This is a genomic window from Maribacter sp., assembly GCF_039974175.1.
Classification (GTDB): domain Bacteria; phylum Bacteroidota; class Bacteroidia; order Flavobacteriales; family Flavobacteriaceae; genus Maribacter_C.
Genome location: NZ_JBDWJN010000010.1, coordinates 1 through 21263, shown reverse-complemented (window position 1 = coordinate 21263; position 21263 = coordinate 1). Strand labels below are relative to the sequence as shown.

Below are 21263 nucleotides of genomic sequence, written 5' to 3'. Positions count from 1 at the left end.
CTTTTCTCGTACTGTATGGTTTTATGTTTGTAAACGCACAAACTGCAACCATTACAGGTTTGGTTTTAGATGAGCAGAATGCACCCTTGCCACAGGTTAACATTTCTACCGCGAATACGGGTACTTTTTCTGATGAAAACGGATTTTACATTCTAGAACTCATTGCCGATCTAGAAACCACAATCACCTTTTCGCATTTGGGCCACAAAAATGTTATTCTCGAAAAAATTGTACTCAATACCAACGAAACTTTTGAATTTAATCCCATAATGAAAACGGATGCCATTCAAGTCGACGGGGTAACCGTATCGCCAACAGGTGAAAAAAATACTGACGGCATAACTACGATCTCAAAGGATGTTATTCGAAAAATTCCAGGAGCAAATGCAGGAGTTGAAAACATTTTAAAGCTATTGCCAGGCGTCTCCTCCAATAATGAACTCAGCACACAATATTCAGTGCGTGGAGGCAATTATGACGAAAATTTGGTGTATGTTAATGAAATTGAAGTCTACCGTCCGTTCCTGATTCGTTCGGCACAACAGGAAGGCTTAAGTTTTGTAAACACTGATTTGGTCTCCAACGTAAAATTCTCTCCGGGCGGATTTCAGGCTAAATATGGTGATAAACTTTCATCAGTTCTCGATATCACTTATAAAAACCCCGCTAATTTCGGAGCACAGCTGCAAGCTAGCTTACTAGGTGCTAGTGCCGCACTTGAAACGGTTTCAAAAAACAAAAATTTTACAAGTGTTACAGGTATTCGCTACAGAAATAATGCGTTGTTAGTCAATAGCCAACAGACTCGAACGAACTTAAATCCTGTTTTTTTCGATGCACAAACCTATTTCACCTATCGCTTTTCAAAAAAGTTCAACCTCAACTTTCTAGGAAATATTTCGCTGAACGATTATCAAAATGAGCCTTTAAACAGAAAAACCAATTTTGGAACCTTAAACGCTCCAAAAGCTTTATTGATTAACTACCAAGGGCGAGAAAACAATCGATACACTACCGAACTGGCAGCTCTAAAAGCAAACTACTTTTTGAATGACGACACTACCTTAAAACTAATATCATCAATCTATCATACTAGCGAGCAAGAACGTTCTGATATCATTGCTACGTATGAACTTGGAGAAGTAGATTCTAATTTAGGAAGTGATACTGTCGGAGAAATTACCTCATCGAAAGGTATTGGCTCACAGTTCAATCGAGCCAGAAATGATTTGGACGCGCTTATTTTCAATTTGGAACACAAAGGAAGAAATACTAAAAACCAACGTGCCATTGAATGGGGTGTTAGGTATACACACGAAGACATTCGCGATCAGCTTCGTGAATCTGAGTTTATCGATTCTGCCGGGTTTTCGATTCGTCCTCCCCTACCGGAGTTTATAAATAATCAACCGGAAGAACCTTTTGATGCTCCTTTGGAAGCATACGAGTCGTTGATCGCTACCAATTTTGTAAAAACAAATCGGTTTTCAGCTTTTACGCAATTTAGTGATAGAAACCTTTGGAAAGGCCACAATATCTATTACAATTTTGGAGTACGAGCGCATTATTGGAAGGTAAGTGGTCGAAATGTTTCAAAAGTAGCTCATCTGGTTGTTAGCCCAAGGGCACAATTTGCTATTAAACCCAATTGGGATCGAGACATGGTGTTTAGGGCTTCGGCTGGGGTATACCATCAGCCGCCTTTTTATAGAGAGCTACGCGATATCACCGGCACCATTCAACCCGATGTCAAGGCCCAACAAGCCATACACTTTGTTTTGGGTAATGAATATAGTTTTAACCTATGGAACCGACCCTTCACATTATCTACAGAAGCATATTATAAAAAGCTGAACAATGTTAATACCTATACCATAGAAGATGTGCGCATTCGCTATTTTGCAAACAACGATGCCAAGGCATACGTATACGGAGGAGAACTGCGATTAAACGGGGCCTTTGTGCCTGGAACGGAATCTTGGGTGAGTGTTGGGTATTTAAAAACGGAAGAGAATAGTAATAATAGAGGATACATCGCCCGACCCACCGATCAACGACTGAAATTCGCTATCTTATATCAAGATTACATACCAACTATTCCTGATGTAAAAATGTATTTAAATCTTGTTTATAATACGGGAGTCCCTGGTGGATCGCCGAGTTATGCGGATCCGTATATTTTTCAGAATAGATTAAGAGATTATAGACGTGCTGATTTGGGAATTTCCTATATTTTTGCAGACGAGAGCAAACGGTATCCGAAAAACCATTGGCTTCACCAATTTAAAGCACTAAATATTGGTTTTGAGGTTTTTAACCTTTTCAATGCGCAGAACTCCATCACCAATACCTGGGTAAGGGATGCAGATAGCAAACTGCAATTTGCAGTCCCGAACTTTTTAACAAGCCGCGTATTGAATCTTAAGATCAATGCTCGTTTTTAAAAGTCTTCGACTACTACCAATGATAAGAAATATTATTTTATATGTACTCGTTTTAACCAGCGTTTCTTTAAGCGCTCAAAAAAACATTTACGAAAGCGATAAGTTTGACGTGTTTAGCAGTGAGCATAAAGTGCTGGCAATCATTCCATTTCTCACCAACCTTGATTTAGAAGATGATATCTCCAAGCAAGATCTAGCTGAACGGGAGGAAAAAGAAGGTTATGCCGTTCAAAATGCGTTGGAGACATATTTTTCTAAACGAAAAAGAAAAAAGAAGTTTTCTGTGGAGTTTCAGAATACCGAAGACACCAACGCCATATTGGCCCAAAACGAGATTACGTACCAAAATATTGATGTATATACCATAAAACAACTTAGTGAAATACTCCAGGTAGACGGAATAATCAGCGGTAATTTAGATCTCAATATTCTTCTTTCCAAAGGTGTTCCGCAAGATTTCAGCTTTCTCGATTATTTTCTTGGAGATGCAAATTTCGGTCGTATTGGTATTAAAATTAGCGATGGCACAACAGGAAAACTCCTTTGGAAATACGAAAAAGAAATCAACAAGAAATCAGGCAGAAATACAGATGATTTAATTGACCGTATGATGAAACTGGCCTCCCGTAAGTTTCCTTACGATAGGGAAAAAAGAAAAGATCGGAAAAGAGGAAAAGGATAAGCCATTTATTGCGCGGCAAATTCTTTTAATACTCTAATGGCATAATCTAGTTCTTCCTTGGTGTTGTATTTGGAAAAAGAAAATCGCAACGAAGGTTTTTTGAGCTCTTCTACATTTAAAATCTCGTTAAGCACATGCGAACCTTTATTGCTTCCCGATTGGCAGGCACTCCCTTGAGAACAGGCGACTCCTTGCATATCTAAATGAAATAAAAGCATTAATGCCTTTTGCTCATCAACAGGCAATCTCATATTTACCAAAGTATAGGTGCTCTTATCTAGGTCACCTGAGTGACCATTGAACTCAACTCCGGGAATCTCTTTTTGAAGGGTATGCACAAAATGTTTTTTCAAACCAACTACATAGGCCTGCTCCTCCTCCAAATTGTCGTATGCGTTAACAAAAGCTTCCTCAAGACCCACAATATTGTGGTACGATTCGGTTCCGGCCCTATTTCCACGTTCTTGAGCCCCTCCTGATATCATAGGTTTCAATCCTGAATTCTTTTTAATATAGGCAAAACCGACCCCTTTGGGCCCATGAAATTTATGTGCAGCGGCGGCCATAAAATCTACAGGGGTTTGCTGCATATCCCATGCAAAATGACCTATCGATTGTACCGTATCAGAATGAAACAGCGCATCATTCTCCCTACACATTGCACTAACTTTGTCGATATCAAGTTTATTACCAATCTCATTGTTTATATGCATTAAACTGACTAATTTCTTGCTATCATCATTTTTTAGTAATTGTTCTAAATGCGCAAGGTCTGGTGATCCATATTCGTCTAAATTAACATAATGCACCCGTACATTTTGCTTTTCCTCCAACTCTTCAACGGTATGCGTTACTGCATGATGCTCAATCCGCGAAGTAATTATAGTTTGAACGTCTAAATCGCGCACCGCACAACGTAGAATCATATTATCAGCCTCCGTTCCACCCGATGTAAAAACAATTTCGGAAGGGTGCGCATTCATATATTTTGCAATAGTTTTTCTCGCGCTTTCAATTCCGGTTTTAGCAGACCTACCAAAACTGTGAGTTGAGGAAGGGTTGCCATAAAAGTTCGATAGTGCCTCTTGCATCTTGCAAATAACCCCTTCCCGAACTTGAGTAGTGGCAGCGTTATCAAGGTATATCTTTTTCATTTTCTAATTAGTCTCGATAAATTTGATCAACAAAGCTAACTAACTTTTAGAGTTAATAAATACTAAAATAAGGTAAACTTAAACGTTAATCCTTTTAAATTGATTTAAATTTGAAACATGAAAAATTTCCTTTTCCTATGCCTTTTGGTTTTGTTATTCGCCTGTGACGATGGTGATTTACAGATAGAAACAATTGACTTTGACAGTGCGTCCATACAAAATTGCGACCCTGTTTCAGCTGAAACGGCCAACGTGCTATTCAAATTAAATGCTATGGAGGCTCTTATTTTAGAATTGCCAGATGGAGCAATTCAAAATCAGGTTTCAGACGGCGCAGTGTCATACGCCGTTACGGTTTCAGGACCTGCCAAAGCGACCTATAGAACTTTCTCGGACAACGTTTCTACAGACTATTTCTGCAGCGACATTCCGTTGACACAACCCACCGTTGTTGAGGAAATCATTGCTCAAGGTGGTGAAGTCTTGATTACTACCACTGTGAGTACCGATAGTGTAACCTTTCAACATGAAATTCTATTAAACACAATTTCATTCGTTACTTCCAATGATAGTAGAATTACCAACTTAGCTATTGACAATTTTGGTACGGTAACTACTACCCAATCTGACTAGTATCGGATGGCAGGCCAAGCTAACTATTCTGATAGATATAAATTTCCGTGGCACCCAAACCGTATTTAGCATAATCGGCATCGTAATACCTTATATTTTCGTATCTGCCGAAAAGATATTTCAGCTCTTCCTTCAACACGCCCTCACCTACCCCGTGAATAAAAACTATTTTTTGAATACGTTTTCGAATGGCAAATTCTAACTGTCGTTTTGCAGTTTCCAGTTGTAAGTTTAACTTATCATGACTTGTCATTCCCCTCTCTGAATTGGTAATTTGATGTATATGAAGGTCGACTTCCATTTTCGGTGCATTGCGTTCCTTCGATTTTACCTTATCCAATTTTCTTTTCTTTGGAATTTCTTTTTCACTTTTTATTCGAGCTACCTCATAATTGCTAACACTAAAAGCCTCTGTGACTTTTACCAATTCCGACGCTGAATAAACCATCGCAAAACCCTCTTCGGTCTCAATCGTAATTTCCTTACCTGTGATTTCAGTAACTACCCCTTTAATGTTATCATCAATGGTTTCGGCGCTATCTCCAATTTGAAAAACAGTCATGAATTTGTTTTGATTCCATAAAAATAATGGTATTTTTCGGAGGACTAACTTGTTCAATCTATGAAATTGTTTTCTCTACTTCTGGCTTTGAATGTTGAAGATTACATGCTTCCGTGTTTTACGAAGAAAATATTCGGTTTCGATTGCCTGGGGTGTGGTTTACAAAGGTCGGTTGCATTTTTGTTTCGGGGAGATTTTTTGGCAGCCTGGGAGATGTATCCGGCAATTTTCACCATTATTCCACTTTTCGGAATGTTGGCGGTAGATCAGCTAGTTGAAATTAAATATGCCAATAAAATACTTATTACACTTATGATTGCCAGTGTAGTGCTTATACTAACCAATTATATTTTGAAATTTATTTAAATAACAAATAACCTTACAAATTATGGAACAACAGAAATTACCTAATGTTACAATAGTAATCGTGCTTTCAATTCTTGGTTTTTTATGCTGCTGCTTCGCAGGGGTACCAGGTATCTTATTTGGAGGAATTGCTTTGTTATTGGCGCTTAAAGATGAAAAAAAATATAAAGAAAACCCCGAAGGTTACTCTAATTTTAGTCAGCTAAAAACAGCTAAGATTCTGGCTATTATAGCCCTAGTTTTGGGTGTTCTTTATTTAGCATATACCATATTCTCCATTGCACAAATGGGCGGTTGGGAAGCTTATATGGAAAAGTCAAGTGAGTTAATGGAACAATGGGGAATTGAAGAGTAACTAGTATTTCAAATTATGAGTAATCAACAATTACCAGGCGCAAGCAACGCGCTTACATTCGGAATAATATCTATAGTAGCGGCCTTGTTTTGCTGCGGACCCTTTGGAGCAATTTTCAGTTTTATCGGACTTTCAAACGCAAAAAAAGCAGAGCGGGCCTATGAAGCAGACCCAGAAATTTACGCAAGCGGCTTAGATAATGTCAAAACAGGAAAAATACTTGCTTATATAGGAATAGGCCTTTCTTTAATAATGCTCATCTTGTGTATCCTCTATTTTGGGTTTATAATCGCTATGATATCATCAGGAAATTTCGATGGTGCAGATTTCTAATGAGAACTACTAATAAAAAAGCCCGCAAGATAACATTGCGGGCTTTTTTTATGGGTTGAATATTTTATACTTATTTATCGAACTGTTCAAGTGTTCTGGTAATTATTGAAATACAGTCTAACAATTGTTCCTTATTCATAACCAAAGGAGGCGCAAAACGAATAATATTACCATGCGTTGGTTTTGCTAGGAGTCCGTTTTCTTTTAACGCCATGCAAATATCCCATGCTGTAGAGCTTTCTTCTGAATCATTTATGATAATCGCATTTAGCAGCCCCTTGCCTCTCACGCCATTGACAATTGAACAGCTTGCAATAAATTTATCAAGTTCAGAACGGAATAAAACACCCAATTCATAAGCATTCTCCGCAAGCTCTTCATCCTTAATGACGTCAAGAGCTGCCATAGCAACAGCACCTGCAATAGGATTACCACCAAAAGTACTTCCGTGGTTACCCGGTTTAATAACCCCCATAATATCATCATTGGCTAACACGGCCGACACCGGATACACTCCTCCTGAAAGGGCTTTTCCCAAAATCAAAATATCTGGTTTCACTTCAGGTATTCCGCTACAGTGCTTATCGTTGCAAGAGCAGTTGCCACAAGTTGCCAATAATCGACCAGTTCGTGCGATTCCCGTTTGAACTTCATCTGCTATAAACAACACGTCATACTTTTCACAAAGGGCCTTCGCCCCGGTCAAATAGCCTTCAGACGGCACATAAACCCCTGCTTCTCCTTGAATCGGTTCCACTAAAAATCCAGCAACGTTCGGGTTGTTTTTCAATACTTCTTCCAAGGCTTGAAGATTATCGTATTCTATTTTCAAAAACCCCTCGGTATACGGACCAAAATTCTTTCGTGCTACAGGGTCATTCGAAAAAGAAATAATTGTCGTAGTACGCCCGTGAAAGTTATTTTCGCAAACAATTATCTGAGCCTGATTTTCTGGTATACCTTTTTTCTCATAAGCCCATTTACGACATAGCTTTAAAGCCGTCTCAACCGCTTCAGCTCCGGTATTCATTGGTAAAAGTTTGTCAAACTTAAAAGTTTCAGTTGCATACCTTTCATACTTACCTAGAACGTCATTGTAAAATGCTCTTGAGGTAAGGGTTAAGGTTTGGGCTTGATTCACCATTGCCCCAACTATCTTTGGGTGGCAATGACCTTGATTTACTGCAGAATAAGCTGACAGAAAATCATAATACTTTTTTCCTTCAACGTCCCAAACGAATACACCCTCGCCCTTGCTTAAAACAACCGGTAAGGGATGATAATTGTGTGCGCCGTGCTTGTCTTCCAATGCAATCGCATCTTCAGAAGTGATTTTTTCTAAAACTGACATGATAAAAATTACTTTAAATAAAACTTCAGTAATTCCTTCTGTACCTTTTTCCTTTCGAAATCCCTATGACTATGGGACGAAAATTCAGCGTAGGAGAGAAATCATCCTTGTAGAGCTGCTAAATTACAAAAAAGAAAAAAGATATTACAACAAGAAAGAAATGGAAAAAACCACATTTTACATATGTCAAAAGGGATAACGCTACCTATTTATCCCTTAAAGATTTGTTCATTGCTACGCTAACGTTCACTCTTTGGTATTTTTATTTGCCGCTACAGAAATTTGTAACTCTAGTCGTTTCAATTCTCTCAAAATATCGTTCTTATCCATTTGCATCCAAATATAGAGCTTCATCATCCCCATGAAAATCATGCAAAGAAACCCAGCACAGGCCCATTGTATTAGTTCATTGGTTACTTCGGTATTAAAAAACCGTACTGTGCAAAAAATAAAAACAACAAATACAAGAATATGCATTACCGTCATAATCGAGGCCAACCATCCGGTTTTTCCTTTATGCACCTCTCCTAGCTTCTCTATTAAACCCTGTTCGCCCAATTCATCATAAAACTTTGCTTCCTCTTCACTCAAAGCCGCTTTGATCAAATCGTCTATTTTTTCATCCTGTTCCATAATATACATTTTAATTGTTGCCCTCGTGATTACCTTCGAGGGGAGATCTTTTGTTATTTCTTAGAATCGTTTTTAATTTTTCCCTAGCGTGAAACAATCTCGATTTTACCGTACCTATGGCAATTTCAAGAATCTCGCTTATTTCTTTTAACGAATAGTCTTCTGTGTAAAAAAGACGCAAAACTATCTGTTGGTCATTCGGTAAAGATCGCATGGCATTCAATAGTTTACGAACAGCTTCATCGTTGTTACCCTCAACCTCTTCCAGTACTTGACCATTATGATATATTTGCAAGCTTCTCAATTCTCTATTTTTCCTGTTGACATAGTCAAGCGATTTTCTCGTCACGATGCGAAACGCCCAGCTTCCAAAAAGATTAGGATTACTTAAACTATCCATTTTGTTGATGATAATCGACCAGCTATCTTGAACAATATCTTTTGCCGCATTTAGATCGTGTGTGTACCAATAAGAATGCTTACATAATTTCGGATGGTACTTTCTCACCAAAACACCCAAAGCTTTATTACTACCGGCGCGATACTGCAAAACCAAAAGTCCGTCAATAATTTTTCTTGGGTCGGTCATAACACGTTTCTACAACAAAGACGGATAAAGATTAAAAAGGTTCAAATTTTCCTTAAAATATTGTTATTCCTTCTAAAGTTAGGGGAATAAATACATTCCAATTCCTATTTTTGCCCAATGCGCAAAAAGAAGAGACGTCAGGTTTTCGAGCATGTGGAGGTCATAGACGCAGGTGCTAAGGGCAAAACCATAGGAAAGGCACCAGACGGGAGGGTAATTTTCATGACAAACACCGTACCCGGTGACGTCGTCGATGTTCAAACGACCAAGAAGCGGAAAAACTACTTCGAAGGAAACGCAATTCATTTTCACGCTCTTTCAGATAAAAGAGTCACTGCAGAATGCCAGCACTTTGGTACCTGTGGAGGTTGCAAATGGCAGCATATGGGGTATGAGCACCAACTGTATTTCAAACAAAAAGAGGTTGAAAACAATCTTCGACGCATCGGGCACGTAGAGCTACCTGAAGTCAATACAATTTTAGGTTCGAAAAAGCAGTATTTCTATCGGAATAAAATGGAATTCTCTTTTTCCGATAGCAGATGGTTGAGCCTGCAAGAATTGCAATCAGATACTATTTTCGAAGATAAAAATGCCTTGGGATTTCATATTCCGGGTATGTGGGATAAAATTTTAGACATCGATAAATGTCATTTACAGGCTGATCCTTCCAATGCTATTCGATTGGAAACCAAAAATTTTGCCCTTAAGAATGCTATGCCGTTTTTTAATCCTAGGAATCAATTCGGCATGTTGCGTACTTTGATGATTCGCACCTCATCTACTGGAGAAATCATGGTGTTACTTCAGATTTATGAGGACAATAAAGACAAGCGCGATTTGTTGTTAAACCATTTGAGGGAAACATTTCCGGAAATTACAGCTTTGCTTTATGTAATAAATACTAAACAAAATGACACGATTTATGACCAAGAGGTAATTTGTCATTCTGGTAGAGACCATATTTTTGAAGAAATGGAAGGTCTTAAATTCAAAATAAACGCAAAATCATTTTACCAAACCAATTCCGAACAGGCCTATGAGCTTTATAAAATAACTCGTGATTTCGCCGGCCTAACAGGTGAAGAACTGGTCTATGACTTGTATACAGGCACCGGCACAATTGCCCAATTTGTAGCTCAGAGTGCTAAAAAAGTGGTAGGCATAGAATCTGTGCCAGAGGCCATACTTGACGCCAAAGAAAATGCCAAAAACAATAAAATTGAAAATGTGGAATTTTTTGTTGGGGATATGAAAAACATTTTCAACGGCGAATTCATAGCTACTCATGGTACTCCAGATGTCATTATTACAGACCCTCCTAGAGATGGCATGCACAAAGACGTGGTACAACAGCTATTGCATATTTCACCGAAAAAAGTGGTTTATGTAAGTTGCAATAGTGCGACTCAGGCAAGAGATTTGGAATTGATGAAAGAAGTTTATAAAGTGACCAAAGTGCAACCCGTAGATATGTTTCCGCAAACACATCATGTTGAAAATATTGTACTTTTAGAAAAGTTATAACCCATGAGTAGACTTCAAATCATCTTTATCTTCTTGGTATGCATATTACCCTTTTCCGCTTGTGAAAAAGACGATATCTGTGTTGATGGTGATACCCCCTTATTAATTATTCGTTTTTACGACGCGGCAAACCCTACCGAATTCAAGGAGGTTCCTGGCCTCCGGGTGATCGGGATTGGTAATGATGATGTGGTTGATACTTTTACAGATCGATCTTCAACTCTTGATTCTATCGGCATTCCCTTAAAGACTATTGCTCCTTCGACGGGGTTTACCTTTATTTTAGATTCAGCGGATGATGAAAATGGTGCTGAAGTAGGCAATAGTGATACCATAACATTCTCTTATGAAATCGATGAGAATTTTGTTTCAAGGGCCTGCGGATTTGTTGTCAACTATGAAAATTTAAGCTCAGATTTTACAGCTATCCCAGAAAACTGGATACAAAGCATAGAAATTGTGAAAACCCAAGTAAAATTAGAAACTGAAGAGACAACTGCCCATGTTAAAGTATTTCATTAGCGCCTGCTTTGTTTTTTGTCTCTTCTGTGGGAACGCCCAAAGCAAACCCATTGACACCGCACCAAAAGACACAGTGGTTTACAAACAACCCTACGGTCTTCGCATCGGAGTCGATCTAAGTAGACCTACGATCTCTTTTTTTGAGGAAGAATATACCGGACTTGAATTTGTGGGAGACTATAGGTTGAGTCTGAAATATTACTTGGCCGCCGAACTTGGTAATGAAAAACGAACCCGTCAAGAAGATGTATACAACTTCACTACTTCCGGAAGCTATGTCAAACTGGGCTTTGATTATAACACTTATGCAAATTGGTATGGGGAACAAAACATGATATATGCCGGAGCACGGTATGCATTCAGTTCTTTTAACCACACGATAAACAACTACCAAATCTTTAACAGCAATCGCTATTGGAGTCCCAATGGATTTGCGGAAAGCGGGAGCGGCCCTATTGACATTGAAAATCGAAGCGCTTCGTGGATCGAGGCCGTCTTGGGCATAAAAGTTGAGCTTTTTGCTAATATCTATTTGGGAGGAAGTGTACGTTTAGGTGCCTTAATTACCCAAAAAAAAATCGAGGAAGGTGAATTCACCGATCTTTTTATTCCAGGTTTTAATAAAGTTACTGATGGCAGCAGGTTTGGTATCGGGTACAATTTTTCGATTTCCTATTTCCTTCCGCTTTATAAGAAGACCAAAAAAACAAAAAAAGAGAAAAAGGCGTCAGATCCGCAAGAGGATAGCAATGAATAAACAGATCAGTCTGCTTTGTTCTGAAATTTTGCTTTTTTGCTACCCTCGTACATTACGTACTTCACCAATCGCGATTCCAAATGGCTATTAAAAACCTTTATTCTTCGTGATGGTCTCAATCCGACGAACTTCAACGCTTCCAAATTAGAAGTAATAAACCAAGCATCTGTTCCCGGATATCCCTGTTTCAAGGTATCTCCAATTTCCGAATAGAAATCTTCTACATCAAAATCGGAGTCTAGGCCCCTTCTATCGAGTCGTTCTCCATAGGGGGGGTTAAACACCATATGTAATTTTCCATTCGTACCTTTTTCGGTGTCAAAGAAATTTTTGCGCTCAACGGAAATATAATCCGAAAGATTTGCATTTTCAATGTTTTCCTTCGCCTTGCGAACTGCAGAAGGAGCCTTGTCGTAGCCTATTATTTTATGATGAAATTCCCGTGTCCTCTTCAGTTGGCTCTCAACAATTTTATCAAACAAATCCTCGTCAAAGTCGTCCCATTTTTCAAAAGCGAATTCCTTGCGATTAATATTTACAGGAATATTGCAGGCAATCATAGCAGCCTCCGTCAGCATGGTGCCACTACCACACATCGGGTCTAAAAAATCGCATTGACCGTCCCAGCCGCTCAATAATAACAATCCTGCTGCCAGGACCTCGTTAATAGGTGCTATGTTCGTTGCAATACGATAGCCCCTTTGATGTAGCGACCTCCCCGAGCTATCTAAAGAAACATTGCATCGATCTTTGTGAAGATGAATATTAATGCGTAAATCGGGATGCTTCACATCTACACTTGGTCTTTGACCTTCAGTATCTCTGAACTTGTCTACAATAGCATCTTTAACTTTTTGTGCAACGTATAGCGAATGTGAAAAATTATCGGATTTAACCGTCGCATCAATAGCAAAAGTTGTATCGATATTTAGATATTCACTCCAGTCCATACGATATATACTCTTGTACAATTCATTTTCATCTCGGACTGAAAAAGAGTGTATGGGTTTTATAATTTTTATAGCCGTACGCAGACACAAGTTAGCCTTGTACATAAAACCTGTATCACCAACAAACGAAACACTGCGAACTCCCTCTACTACATTGCCCCCGCCGAGATTCCGAATTTCCTTTGCCAAAATCTCCTCAAAACCAAACAAGGTTTTGGCAATCATTTTAAAATTATTGTTCATATCGTCACATCTGATTGCCGCAAAAATACAGTATTTTTGACCTACATTAGGATAGTATATAGATTCTAAGTACAATTAAATAAACCGTATCAAATGCATTGAAAATCGCATAATTCAAATTCTATTTATCAGAACATATAGAAGTTTGACTTATGAATTTTAGCAGTTAAAACACATTGTATGACCTACCTCCTACCCGTTTTAGGAGTCTTATTAAGCTTTGTTTTCGTACTTATTGCAAAACCAAAAAGCAAAGAAAATTTCAAATTGCTTCTGGCCTTTAGTGGTGCATTTCTTTTGGCATTAACCGTTTTTGAACTGCTCCCTTCTGCTTATGAAAATTCAGATGCAAAGACTGTGGGTGTTTTTTTGATGTTGGGAATTTTACTGCAGGTCTTTTTAGAGTTTTTCTCTAAAGGTGCAGAACATGGCCATGTGCATATCAATAGTGAAAAGAGCAGTTTTCCATGGCTTCTATTCGTTAGTCTATCTATTCACGCTTTTTTAGAGGGGTTTCCTATCGAAAGCCATAACACGATTATCTATGGAATTCTAATACATAAAATACCCATTGCGATAATCTTGAGTATCTTTTTATTGGGTTCTAACATCAAAATGGCTAAAGCTGTTTTCTTTGTTGTTTTGTTTGCCTTAATGACCCCGATCGGAAGCTATATTTCCAGTGTTTCAGATTTTGCCTCTCAATATTATGCACCTATCACGGCCTTAGTCATAGGCGTGTTCTTACACATTTCTACCGTAATTCTCTTTGAAAGTTCGGAAGGTCATAAATTCAATCTCCGCAAGTTGTTAGTGATTACTGTTGGAATCGCAATCGCCTATTTTCTTTAAATTTTGTGGTGCGATAATCTTTAAAACCCGGAACGAATACTTCCGTGCGATAGGGAAGTTACATGTGTTTAAAAGCAACGGTTTACCACACTAAAATCGCCCTTTTCGCTAATTTTTGTCAAAACTATTCTTTGCACCAAATACAATCAATCTTAAATGATGTGATCGTAAATCAACAACCAATGGCTTACAGCTCCCCCAAGCACGAACAGATGCCATATAAAATGATTATACGGTATCCTATCAATTGCGTAGAAGATGATACCCAGGGTGTAAAAAGCACCTCCTAGAAATAGCAATTGAATACCTTCTGGTGATATATGGGCTAAAATATTCTCAAAGTCATAGACTACCAGCCATCCCATAATAAGATATAGCGCCAATGAAAGTATTTCGAACCTTCCCGTAAGAAATAGTTTTAACAAGGTACCACCAGCTGTAATTCCCCAAACCATGTAGAAAATAGACCAGCCTTTGCCATCTATAAGCGTTATGAGGCACATGGGGGTGTACGTACCGGCTATTAAGAAGTAGATGTTGATATGATCTACTATTCTCAATTTTCTTTTTAGATCAGAATTTCTAACATAGTGGTATAAACTTGAAACCACAAACATTGATATGAATGTTAGGCTGTAAATTACTACACTAAGGCTGGCGTATGATGTCTTATCTGAATTTTTAGCAAGCAGCAGAAACAGGCCTGTGATTCCAAAGATTGCTCCAAAGCCATGACTAAGTGCGTTGAGCAATTCTTCCTTTGGGTGAATACGTCTGTCTTTCATTACGGGCAAAGATAATCAGCCAGAAAACATGGCCGCCCTATTTTACAATCAACTTCGCTCGCATCGATGTTGCATGGCCAGGGAAGGTACAAACAATCCAATATTCTCCAGGCTTGTTGGGTGTTTGGAAATAAATTTTCTCTTGTGTGCCAGGCGCTACAATTCCTGTATGATATAGCACCAAATCGGTATCGGGTACGTAGTTTAAATCTGCCCCATCAAGACCGAGTTCTAGCGCCATTTCACCTACCTTATCTACAGCTGTTTTGCCTATTTGGGTAATCACCAAATTATGAAGCATATCATCATTGTTATCAAAAGTCAATTCAATTTTTTTATTGCGTTCCACCACAACTTCAGTAACGTCATACTTCAAGCCCGGTATGGTACCAATCACCAATTTCTTGTCAACTCTGTCACCCCAAGTAAGTGGCATTTCATTGGTTCGTTTGGGCTGAACTATTCCTTTCATAGTTGCCATTTTTTCAGTTGGTGGAGATTTCAAACTACCTCCCGGAACCTCATTCAACGTATAGTAACCGGTATCATGTAAAAGTCTTTCTCCGGTTCTGGCGCGCAAATCCGGAATTTTCATCTGATGAATAAAACCCAAGCGCATACCATCAATTGTAAGTTTCGCTGAGAGACCATCAGCGCTAAGTGCCACTTTTCGAATCACTGCTTTCTGCTGATCAACTATAGGGCTGCCGTAGGTATTGTGGTACTTATAATTGAAACTAGTTACTTGATAGGTTGAAAGATTTTTGGCAATTGAGGTATTCACAGGTTTGGTAAACTCCAAAACAAACCCGTCATCTTGAGCCTTCATGGTTTTGATCTCAAAGGGAGTTCTACCATTCCATACCAGCCTTTGTAGGCCGAATTCTGCACTTCCGGTAGATCTCCAGCCTCTGCTAGTCATTCCCACGAACATGCTATTGTCACTACCCCAAATCATGCGAAGGATTCCAGAAGAAAAACCCTCAACAAAATTAAATGCCGCACCCTGATAAACACCATTCACTTTTTCCATATAAACACGCATGACTTTACTATGGCCTTGATCACCTACAAACAGTTGTCCTTCAAATGGCCCAAATTTGCCAGCTGTGGTATCATACAAAATATCGGAGGTAGAAATGCCTAAAATGGTATGTGGAAACCATATCGCAGGGGGTTTTAGTTCAGGAACCTTTTTGGCATAAGCGTACAAACTCAAGCCAGATTGCTCTTCGATGTCTTCCATTTTCAATTTTAGAGGAGAATTAGGCTCACCGGTCCAAACCAAACCCTCAGGGTTTCCTGCAAAATCTCCTTTTTCCAAATGGGTCATTCTACCTGAACCAACCCAATCTCCTTGATTTTCTGTATAGAATATGTCTTCATCAGCATTTAGCTCAAATCCCGATGGGGAGCGCAATCCCGTTGCAATGGGTGTCATTTCACCATCAGGGGTGATCTCAAGTAACCATCCTCTCCATTTTGACAAGCTCGCCCCATGGCCAATCCAAGCTAAGTTTAAGGTTACCAACATATTCCCATTTTTTTTGAATTTAGGACCATAAGAATAGTCGTGATAGTTGCCAGACAGTGGCCAGGAATATATCGTCTTGTAAACATCTGCTTTGTCATCACCGTCTTGGTCCTCCAGACGCGTCAACTCACCTCTTTGGGCTAAGTAAAAACTATTGTCTTTAAAATTGAGTCCCAAAGGTTCATGAAGTCCACTTGCATATCGTTTATATATTGGATTACTACTATACGGCTTATCAATCAACCAAACCTCTCCTCGTCTGGTAGATACCCCTAGCTTATCTGTATCGGTGAAAGCTAAACCTCCAACCTCCAAAAGCACATCCTCTGGTATGGGTACATCAACGATTTTGTAAAATTCAGCTTCCTTTTGTGCCATGGCAGAACGTGACTGCCCGTAGTTAAAGTGACTTCCACTTAAAAAAAATATAACTAGTACTATTTTATAAATGCGCTTCATTTCTTCCTTGTAATTACCAGATAATACTGTATTTCAATTGCTGTTTACCGGAGGGTATTTTTACCACTAGCTCATCAGCACCCTCTAATTTTCGAATGTTGGCTTGTAAATTACTGCCCGAAAAGTCAATGAAATAACTTTCATCATTAACCACGAAAGTGCCATCAGGCAATTCTTCAATCGTAGAACCTTCAGCTACCTTAAACCAAATAGCGCTTGCACCACTTATAGCAATTTCACGTTTCAGACCGCGATCGGTCGTAGACGGAAGCAGCTTATTAGATACGGTACTGCCATGTATTGTATATGAAAAGATGGGTATTCTATCGCTTCCGAATTCGTAACCCAATTGTTTGTAGCCAAGGTCATAAGCATTAGTCGGCCAGTGTGAATCTTCGGCTTGCAAGACTGCAAACTCAGGATCACCATGCAGTGAAACCGTAAAACCAGCTGGTACACCTAACTGTTTTTCGCCCCTACCTTGCCACATTTTTGTAGCATCAATAAAATCGCCGCTCCAAACCTGTAATAGTGAACCTGTTTCTAAATCGTAAGTGTAATGAATCCCTTGGGGGTTCCCGACCGCAATGCAATGCGTTCTTTTTATTCCTTCATGCATCCAAAAGCAACGCTGGGTAATCGGTTCTTCTTCAAGCGCTATTAGGTAATTCGAATTGACTTCACCTGAGGGTAAATACAAAGAGCTTGGTGCATGCAACGGATGCCTTTGCACCCCAGGTCCTTCTACATACAAACCAAATCCTATTTGCCATGGAACGTGCTTGTTATAAATTAATTGAAATGGCAACTCTCCTTTTTCTAAGGAAATTTTTGATATCCCCAATGAGTCTAAACTGTAATTGCCATTCATAGAGATAATCGTATCATTTCCTATCATGAAAGCACCACCTGCACGGTTTAATTTATACTCAAAAATATAGTCTCCCGATTCAGGTATTTTAAGCTTGCCTTTATAGCTCAATAGTTTCTGCGGACGAATGCCTGTCGCCATAGTTGCTGCAATACTATCTGTTTGTACTTCGCGAAGTGGCTCCAAACTATCTAAATTAGGAAATTGCGGTAGTACGTTTTCGTACTCTTTCATCATCACATTTACCAACTCCACTTTGCTGTCTTCATATAATTTGTACTTCATATTGCGAAATGCAACCGCACCATGGTCACCTTGAATTAACAAAGGGGCTTTTGCTTCTTCTTTGGAATCTAAGCCACCCCTTGTTGGACCGGAAACGGCAATATTTTGATGAATAATTGCCCCATTTAACCTTACTTCTTCAAACCAGGCATTCTCAATTTTGTTTCCAGATTCATCGAATTTTGGAGCGTGAAAAATTACGCTTAAATGTTGCCAGAGTCCGGGTGCTTTGGCCGCATTCACTTTCGGCGCAACTCCTTCAAAACCTTCTTCCCCTTTTTCCGCGGTTTTATCCCAGCGCTCATAGATTCCTCCCATATCAGCATGTTGCGCTTGATCTTCTCCCCAGCTATCAAAAAGTTGAACCTCATATCTGCTTTGAAAATAGATGCCAGAATTTGAATTGACCGGCATCATAACATCACACTCAAATTCGATATCACCATGCTCAAATGTGCTTACCAGATTACCTCTATTATCCTTAGACGGAATATTGACTAGAATTCCAGTACCCTCAGTTATACTAATTGTTTGTTCTTTGGATCGATCTACATAAACGCCTCCCGCTATTTTCCAGTTTTCTGATACGTCCTTAAAATTACTCAGATCATTTAAGGCCATTGTGTGAAAAGGCAATACAAGCGTAGGCCTATTTTCAGAAGGTTTTTTCACCTTTTTCTTCTTCTCAGAGCATGAAGATGCTATTAACAGGAGTAGTAAAAAATAATAGGGTAGTTGATTCTTCATTGTTTAACTTTAAAATACAATTGAAAGATAGCTATTTGTCGAACCTTGCGGCGGCGCAAATGTTTTGTTGTACATAACATAAGGTTTCAAACGGCGCCATATTTACTTATAGCGTTTTCCATGTTTGATGACCAAATCTACATCTTCCAGGAGATTGATATACCTCAGAACGTCGCCATCTACCGCAATAATATCCGCATACTTTCCCGGGGTAATCGTCCCAACTTGATCAGCAACTCCCATCCAAAGGGCCGGCCAATACGTGGCGGCTCGTATTGCATACATGGGATCAATACCAAATTCGTTTACCCAAACATCGAGTTCGTTCCAAGTAGATTGACTATGAAATTTCATCGGAATACCACTATCGGTACCGATCATCAAAACCACACCAGCATCTAAAAGCTGCTTGATTTTGGTTTCCAAGGTGGGTTTTCTAGACGGAGTCAATTGAAAGTAGGGCATCCTATCAGGATGCGCTATACTATTTCTAATATCAGTGATTACAGTATCAGGAAGGCCCAAATGCCAAGAATCATCATCTAATTTCTCCGGATTGTCTCGCATATATTCGTAATTGTAAAGTCCCTCCACGGTAGGACACCAAAACAGAGGTCCCTGGCTCATATCAGCAGTTCGCTCTTTAATCATCTCCATAATAGCATCAGGATACTGCGGTGCAGAAGATAAGCCTGTATGCTCAAAACAATCGGCACCGACTTGCAAGCCTCTTCGTATTTCTTCGGGTCGGTGGCTATGGGCTACCACTTTTAAATTGAACTTATGTGCCTCGTCAACCACAGCTTTGAATTCTTCTAGTGTCATTTGATCTTGATCAACTACCTTTATGAGATCCACACCCGCTTTGGCCAATTTACGAATCTTCTTTCTTGCGTCTTCAGCTCCATTGACTCCCCATCGAAAATTCTCAGTACCTGGATAGGGTTTCTTTTGAATAAAAGGTCCAGAAACGTATAAGGTTGAACCCGGAATCTCGCCTTTGTTAATAGCATCTCGAACGGCTATACTTTCTTCTAGGGGAGCACCCAGATCTCTTGCACTTGTTACTCCCGCCATTAGTAACTGACGTGCCGATGCAGGCATTATTACATCTTTTAAGAGTGGTGGATAGGTCTTATCCCAATAGGAATAATCAGAATGCCCGTTAATCATCGTGTGTACATGCATATCCCACAGTCCGGGGAGTACGGTCATTCCCTCCGTTGAGATCACTTCGGCATTGGTTGGGATATCAATTGTTTCGACAGTGCCAATAGTTTTAATTTTTTCTCCAACTATAATTATGACACTATTCTTAATAGGCGCTGCGCCAAAACCATCAATTAGTGTTCCGCCCACGAGTGCTTTTACTTCATTTTCTTGGGCCGTTACCGTATAAATTGATAGCAAGAGTAGTAAAATAGAGCGTATACTTCTGGTCATGTCGGATGGTTTGTTAAATATACCTAAAATTGAATTATTGCTTTCAAAAATTTGCAGCGAGGTGATTCTTTGATTAAATATTTTAATAATTTGCTTTTGAATTGAAAAGTCTGGTGACGAATGAAAAAAATGCTCTCTTATTTGCTTCTACTATTGGTTCTTTGTGGATGTGAAGATGTTATCGATATTGAAGTTCCCGAAGAAGCACCAAGACTGATTATTAATGGAATTATCCGTGTAGATGATTTGAGTCAACCTTTTCTTCCTGTCGAAATTAGGGTTTCAGAAACCAATAGCTTTTTTGAAGAGACACCAGTAACTTCTCTTGAAAGCATTCTTATACTCACAGAAATTTATAATGAAGATGGCACCATTATCGAACGTACCGGGTTCTCAAGTCTAATTGATTTAGATGAAGGCTCAGGAATTTATGTGCCTAACCCAAATTTCTCGACCGAGCAACGTATTGCAACCAGTGTTCTTCAAGAAGAAAATGTTCGTTTCGTGTTGATACTTGAACACAAGGGTCGTAAATATGCGGCGACCGCAAGATACGCACCAGTAGTACCCATCGATGAAGTTAAACAAGGTACCGAAACTCTCTTTGACGAAGAGGATAAAGAACTGATTGTTTCCTTCACGGATAATGGTGATCGCGATGATTTTTATGTTTTTGATTTTGATTTTGGCGAGTTTCTGGTAACTGAGGATGCTTTCTATCAAGGGAAATCTTTTGAATTTTCTTATTTCTATAATAAGGATTTGCAACCAGGTCAGGTAATTGATATTAGTATTTTAGGAGCAGATCGAGGTTTTTACAACTATATGAATTTGCTTATCGAACAAACGGAAAACAATCTAGGAGTTTTCGAGACACCTGTTGCCACTGCTCGTGGCAATGTTTTTGATATTACAGGCCTTGATAATATAGATGTGGTTGACAATGTAGCAAGGCCTGAAGCATTTCCTTTGGGCTATTTTGCCATTGTACAAACCTATACTGAAACTATTACTATCGAATAGAGGCTACATATTCTCTAGACTTTATGCCATAAAAAAAGTCCCTTACATTGCTGTAAGGGACTTTCGAAGAAGGCGGCTACCTACTCTCCCACTTGGTGTAGCAGTACCATCGGCGCAGACGGGCTTAACTTCCCTGTTCGGAATGGTAAGGGGTGTGCCCCGT

At 39.2% G+C, this 21263-nt stretch carries 21 protein-coding genes and 1 rRNA gene; 11 read left to right on the top strand and 11 right to left on the bottom strand.

Going from position 1 to position 21263, the window contains the following annotated elements:
• Positions 1-23: 23 nt before the first annotated feature.
• Both ABJN95_RS09230 and ABJN95_RS09225 read left to right on the top strand, forming a co-directional pair.
• Positions 24-2444 carry a TonB-dependent receptor gene (locus tag ABJN95_RS09230; RefSeq protein WP_348371706.1) on the top strand — a complete coding sequence of 807 codons (2421 nt, stop codon included), beginning with the start codon at positions 24-26 and terminating at the stop codon, positions 2442-2444.
• Positions 2445-2463: 19 nt separating this feature from the next.
• On the top strand, positions 2464-3126 hold the full coding sequence (locus tag ABJN95_RS09225; protein ID WP_348370105.1) for a hypothetical protein: 663 nt from the start codon (positions 2464-2466) through the stop codon (positions 3124-3126).
• Between the two features lie 5 nt (positions 3127-3131).
• On the opposite strand, the gene ABJN95_RS09220 is transcribed toward ABJN95_RS09225, so the two are convergent.
• Positions 3132-4280 carry a cysteine desulfurase family protein gene (locus ABJN95_RS09220; RefSeq protein WP_348370104.1) on the bottom strand — a complete coding sequence of 383 codons (1149 nt, stop codon included), beginning with the start codon at positions 4278-4280 and terminating at the stop codon, positions 3132-3134.
• A 117-nt stretch (positions 4281-4397) separates the two neighbouring features.
• Between ABJN95_RS09220 and ABJN95_RS09215 the strand changes: the two genes are divergently transcribed.
• On the top strand, positions 4398-4913 hold the full coding sequence (locus tag ABJN95_RS09215; protein WP_348370103.1) for a hypothetical protein: 516 nt from the start codon (positions 4398-4400) through the stop codon (positions 4911-4913).
• A 19-nt stretch (positions 4914-4932) separates the two neighbouring features.
• On the opposite strand, the gene ABJN95_RS09210 is transcribed toward ABJN95_RS09215, so the two are convergent.
• Complete coding sequence (locus ABJN95_RS09210; RefSeq protein ID WP_348370102.1) at positions 4933-5475, bottom strand: DNA mismatch repair protein MutS; 543 nt, start codon at positions 5473-5475, stop codon at positions 4933-4935.
• A 60-nt stretch (positions 5476-5535) separates the two neighbouring features.
• Between ABJN95_RS09210 and ABJN95_RS09205 the strand changes: the two genes are divergently transcribed.
• Genes ABJN95_RS09205 through ABJN95_RS09195 form a run of 3 tightly spaced genes read left to right on the top strand, consistent with a single transcriptional unit; the run spans position 5536 to position 6529 of the window.
• The gene (locus tag ABJN95_RS09205; protein WP_348370101.1) at positions 5536-5841 is read left to right on the top strand and encodes a DUF2752 domain-containing protein; all 306 of its coding nucleotides are present in this window, start codon (positions 5536-5538) and stop codon (positions 5839-5841) included.
• Positions 5842-5863: 22 nt separating this feature from the next.
• A complete protein-coding gene (locus ABJN95_RS09200) occupies positions 5864-6196 on the top strand; it encodes a CCC motif membrane protein (protein WP_348370100.1) in 333 nt (110 codons plus the stop codon).
• A gap of 15 nt (positions 6197-6211) precedes the next feature.
• Positions 6212-6529 (top strand): CCC motif membrane protein, encoded by a 318-nt coding sequence (locus ABJN95_RS09195; protein WP_348370099.1) that lies wholly within the window; start codon positions 6212-6214, stop codon positions 6527-6529.
• Between the two features lie 70 nt (positions 6530-6599).
• On the opposite strand, the gene rocD is transcribed toward ABJN95_RS09195, so the two are convergent.
• The 3 genes from rocD to ABJN95_RS09180 form a co-directional block, all read right to left on the bottom strand.
• Positions 6600-7880 (bottom strand): ornithine--oxo-acid transaminase, encoded by a 1281-nt coding sequence (gene rocD, locus ABJN95_RS09190; RefSeq protein WP_348370098.1) that lies wholly within the window; start codon positions 7878-7880, stop codon positions 6600-6602.
• Between the two features lie 246 nt (positions 7881-8126).
• Positions 8127-8513, bottom strand: a complete 387-nt coding sequence (locus ABJN95_RS09185) for a DUF6768 family protein (RefSeq protein ID WP_348370097.1) — start codon at positions 8511-8513, stop codon at positions 8127-8129.
• A gap of 10 nt (positions 8514-8523) precedes the next feature.
• Entirely contained in the window at positions 8524-9102 is a 579-nt protein-coding gene (locus ABJN95_RS09180; RefSeq protein WP_348370096.1) for an RNA polymerase sigma factor, read from the bottom strand.
• A gap of 117 nt (positions 9103-9219) precedes the next feature.
• Here ABJN95_RS09180 and rlmD point away from each other — a divergent pair, with 117 nt between their 5' ends.
• From rlmD to ABJN95_RS09165, 3 genes are read left to right on the top strand one after another with little or no spacing between them, the layout of a single operon-like run.
• Positions 9220-10629 (top strand): 23S rRNA (uracil(1939)-C(5))-methyltransferase RlmD, encoded by a 1410-nt coding sequence (gene rlmD, locus ABJN95_RS09175; RefSeq protein ID WP_348370095.1) that lies wholly within the window; start codon positions 9220-9222, stop codon positions 10627-10629.
• A gap of 3 nt (positions 10630-10632) precedes the next feature.
• Positions 10633-11151 (top strand): DUF6452 family protein, encoded by a 519-nt coding sequence (locus ABJN95_RS09170; RefSeq protein ID WP_348370094.1) that lies wholly within the window; start codon positions 10633-10635, stop codon positions 11149-11151.
• On the top strand, positions 11132-11908 hold the full coding sequence (locus ABJN95_RS09165) for a DUF6048 family protein (RefSeq protein WP_348370093.1): 777 nt from the start codon (positions 11132-11134) through the stop codon (positions 11906-11908). The genes ABJN95_RS09170 and ABJN95_RS09165 overlap by 20 nt, the downstream gene beginning before the upstream one ends.
• Before the next feature lie 5 nt (positions 11909-11913).
• On the opposite strand, the gene ABJN95_RS09160 is transcribed toward ABJN95_RS09165, so the two are convergent.
• The gene (locus tag ABJN95_RS09160) at positions 11914-13101 is read right to left on the bottom strand and encodes a THUMP domain-containing protein (RefSeq protein ID WP_348370092.1); all 1188 of its coding nucleotides are present in this window, start codon (positions 13099-13101) and stop codon (positions 11914-11916) included.
• A 180-nt stretch (positions 13102-13281) separates the two neighbouring features.
• On the opposite strand from ABJN95_RS09160, the gene ABJN95_RS09155 reads away from it, so the two are divergent.
• Complete coding sequence (locus tag ABJN95_RS09155) at positions 13282-13953, top strand: ZIP family metal transporter (RefSeq protein WP_348370091.1); 672 nt, start codon at positions 13282-13284, stop codon at positions 13951-13953.
• Between the two features lie 152 nt (positions 13954-14105).
• Here ABJN95_RS09155 and ABJN95_RS09150 read toward each other — a convergent pair whose 3' ends face one another.
• From ABJN95_RS09150 to ABJN95_RS09135, 4 genes are all read right to left on the bottom strand, one after another.
• Positions 14106-14738: a hemolysin III family protein gene (locus ABJN95_RS09150; protein ID WP_348370090.1), complete on the bottom strand. Its 633-nt coding sequence runs from the start codon at positions 14736-14738 to the stop codon at positions 14106-14108.
• 37 nt (positions 14739-14775) lie between these two features.
• Positions 14776-16731 carry a plastocyanin/azurin family copper-binding protein gene (locus ABJN95_RS09145; RefSeq protein WP_348370089.1) on the bottom strand — a complete coding sequence of 652 codons (1956 nt, stop codon included), beginning with the start codon at positions 16729-16731 and terminating at the stop codon, positions 14776-14778.
• Positions 16732-16744: 13 nt separating this feature from the next.
• The gene (locus tag ABJN95_RS09140) at positions 16745-18634 is read right to left on the bottom strand and encodes a DUF1080 domain-containing protein (protein ID WP_348370088.1); all 1890 of its coding nucleotides are present in this window, start codon (positions 18632-18634) and stop codon (positions 16745-16747) included.
• A gap of 102 nt (positions 18635-18736) precedes the next feature.
• Positions 18737-20077, bottom strand: a complete 1341-nt coding sequence (locus ABJN95_RS09135; RefSeq protein ID WP_348370087.1) for an amidohydrolase family protein — start codon at positions 20075-20077, stop codon at positions 18737-18739.
• A gap of 120 nt (positions 20078-20197) precedes the next feature.
• Here ABJN95_RS09135 and ABJN95_RS09130 point away from each other — a divergent pair, with 120 nt between their 5' ends.
• The gene (locus ABJN95_RS09130; protein ID WP_348370086.1) at positions 20198-21100 is read left to right on the top strand and encodes a DUF4249 family protein; all 903 of its coding nucleotides are present in this window, start codon (positions 20198-20200) and stop codon (positions 21098-21100) included.
• Positions 21101-21167: 67 nt separating this feature from the next.
• On the opposite strand, the gene rrf is transcribed toward ABJN95_RS09130, so the two are convergent.
• Positions 21168-21263, bottom strand: a 5S ribosomal RNA gene (gene rrf / locus ABJN95_RS09125); the annotation flags it as partial.

Excerpts from the sequence above, each read along its gene's own strand:
- ABJN95_RS09230 (WP_348371706.1), top strand. The coding sequence starts at position 24 with ATGTTTGTAAACGCACAAACTGCAACCATTACAGGTTTGGTTTTAGAT.
- ABJN95_RS09225 (WP_348370105.1), top strand. The coding sequence starts at position 2,464 with ATGATAAGAAATATTATTTTATATGTACTCGTTTTAACCAGCGTTTCT.
- ABJN95_RS09220 (WP_348370104.1), bottom strand. The coding sequence starts at position 4,280 with ATGAAAAAGATATACCTTGATAACGCTGCCACTACTCAAGTTCGGGAA.
- ABJN95_RS09215 (WP_348370103.1), top strand. The coding sequence starts at position 4,398 with ATGAAAAATTTCCTTTTCCTATGCCTTTTGGTTTTGTTATTCGCCTGT.
- ABJN95_RS09210 (WP_348370102.1), bottom strand. The coding sequence starts at position 5,475 with ATGACTGTTTTTCAAATTGGAGATAGCGCCGAAACCATTGATGATAAC.
- ABJN95_RS09205 (WP_348370101.1), top strand. The coding sequence starts at position 5,536 with ATGAAATTGTTTTCTCTACTTCTGGCTTTGAATGTTGAAGATTACATG.
- ABJN95_RS09200 (WP_348370100.1), top strand. The coding sequence starts at position 5,864 with ATGGAACAACAGAAATTACCTAATGTTACAATAGTAATCGTGCTTTCA.
- ABJN95_RS09195 (WP_348370099.1), top strand. The coding sequence starts at position 6,212 with ATGAGTAATCAACAATTACCAGGCGCAAGCAACGCGCTTACATTCGGA.
- rocD (WP_348370098.1), bottom strand. The coding sequence starts at position 7,880 with ATGTCAGTTTTAGAAAAAATCACTTCTGAAGATGCGATTGCATTGGAA.
- ABJN95_RS09185 (WP_348370097.1), bottom strand. The coding sequence starts at position 8,513 with ATGGAACAGGATGAAAAAATAGACGATTTGATCAAAGCGGCTTTGAGT.
- ABJN95_RS09180 (WP_348370096.1), bottom strand. The coding sequence starts at position 9,102 with ATGACCGACCCAAGAAAAATTATTGACGGACTTTTGGTTTTGCAGTAT.
- rlmD (WP_348370095.1), top strand. The coding sequence starts at position 9,220 with ATGCGCAAAAAGAAGAGACGTCAGGTTTTCGAGCATGTGGAGGTCATA.
- ABJN95_RS09170 (WP_348370094.1), top strand. The coding sequence starts at position 10,633 with ATGAGTAGACTTCAAATCATCTTTATCTTCTTGGTATGCATATTACCC.
- ABJN95_RS09165 (WP_348370093.1), top strand. The coding sequence starts at position 11,132 with ATGTTAAAGTATTTCATTAGCGCCTGCTTTGTTTTTTGTCTCTTCTGT.
- ABJN95_RS09160 (WP_348370092.1), bottom strand. The coding sequence starts at position 13,101 with ATGAACAATAATTTTAAAATGATTGCCAAAACCTTGTTTGGTTTTGAG.
- ABJN95_RS09155 (WP_348370091.1), top strand. The coding sequence starts at position 13,282 with ATGACCTACCTCCTACCCGTTTTAGGAGTCTTATTAAGCTTTGTTTTC.
- ABJN95_RS09150 (WP_348370090.1), bottom strand. The coding sequence starts at position 14,738 with ATGAAAGACAGACGTATTCACCCAAAGGAAGAATTGCTCAACGCACTT.
- ABJN95_RS09145 (WP_348370089.1), bottom strand. The coding sequence starts at position 16,731 with ATGAAGCGCATTTATAAAATAGTACTAGTTATATTTTTTTTAAGTGGA.
- ABJN95_RS09140 (WP_348370088.1), bottom strand. The coding sequence starts at position 18,634 with ATGAAGAATCAACTACCCTATTATTTTTTACTACTCCTGTTAATAGCA.
- ABJN95_RS09135 (WP_348370087.1), bottom strand. The coding sequence starts at position 20,077 with ATGACCAGAAGTATACGCTCTATTTTACTACTCTTGCTATCAATTTAT.
- ABJN95_RS09130 (WP_348370086.1), top strand. The coding sequence starts at position 20,198 with ATGAAAAAAATGCTCTCTTATTTGCTTCTACTATTGGTTCTTTGTGGA.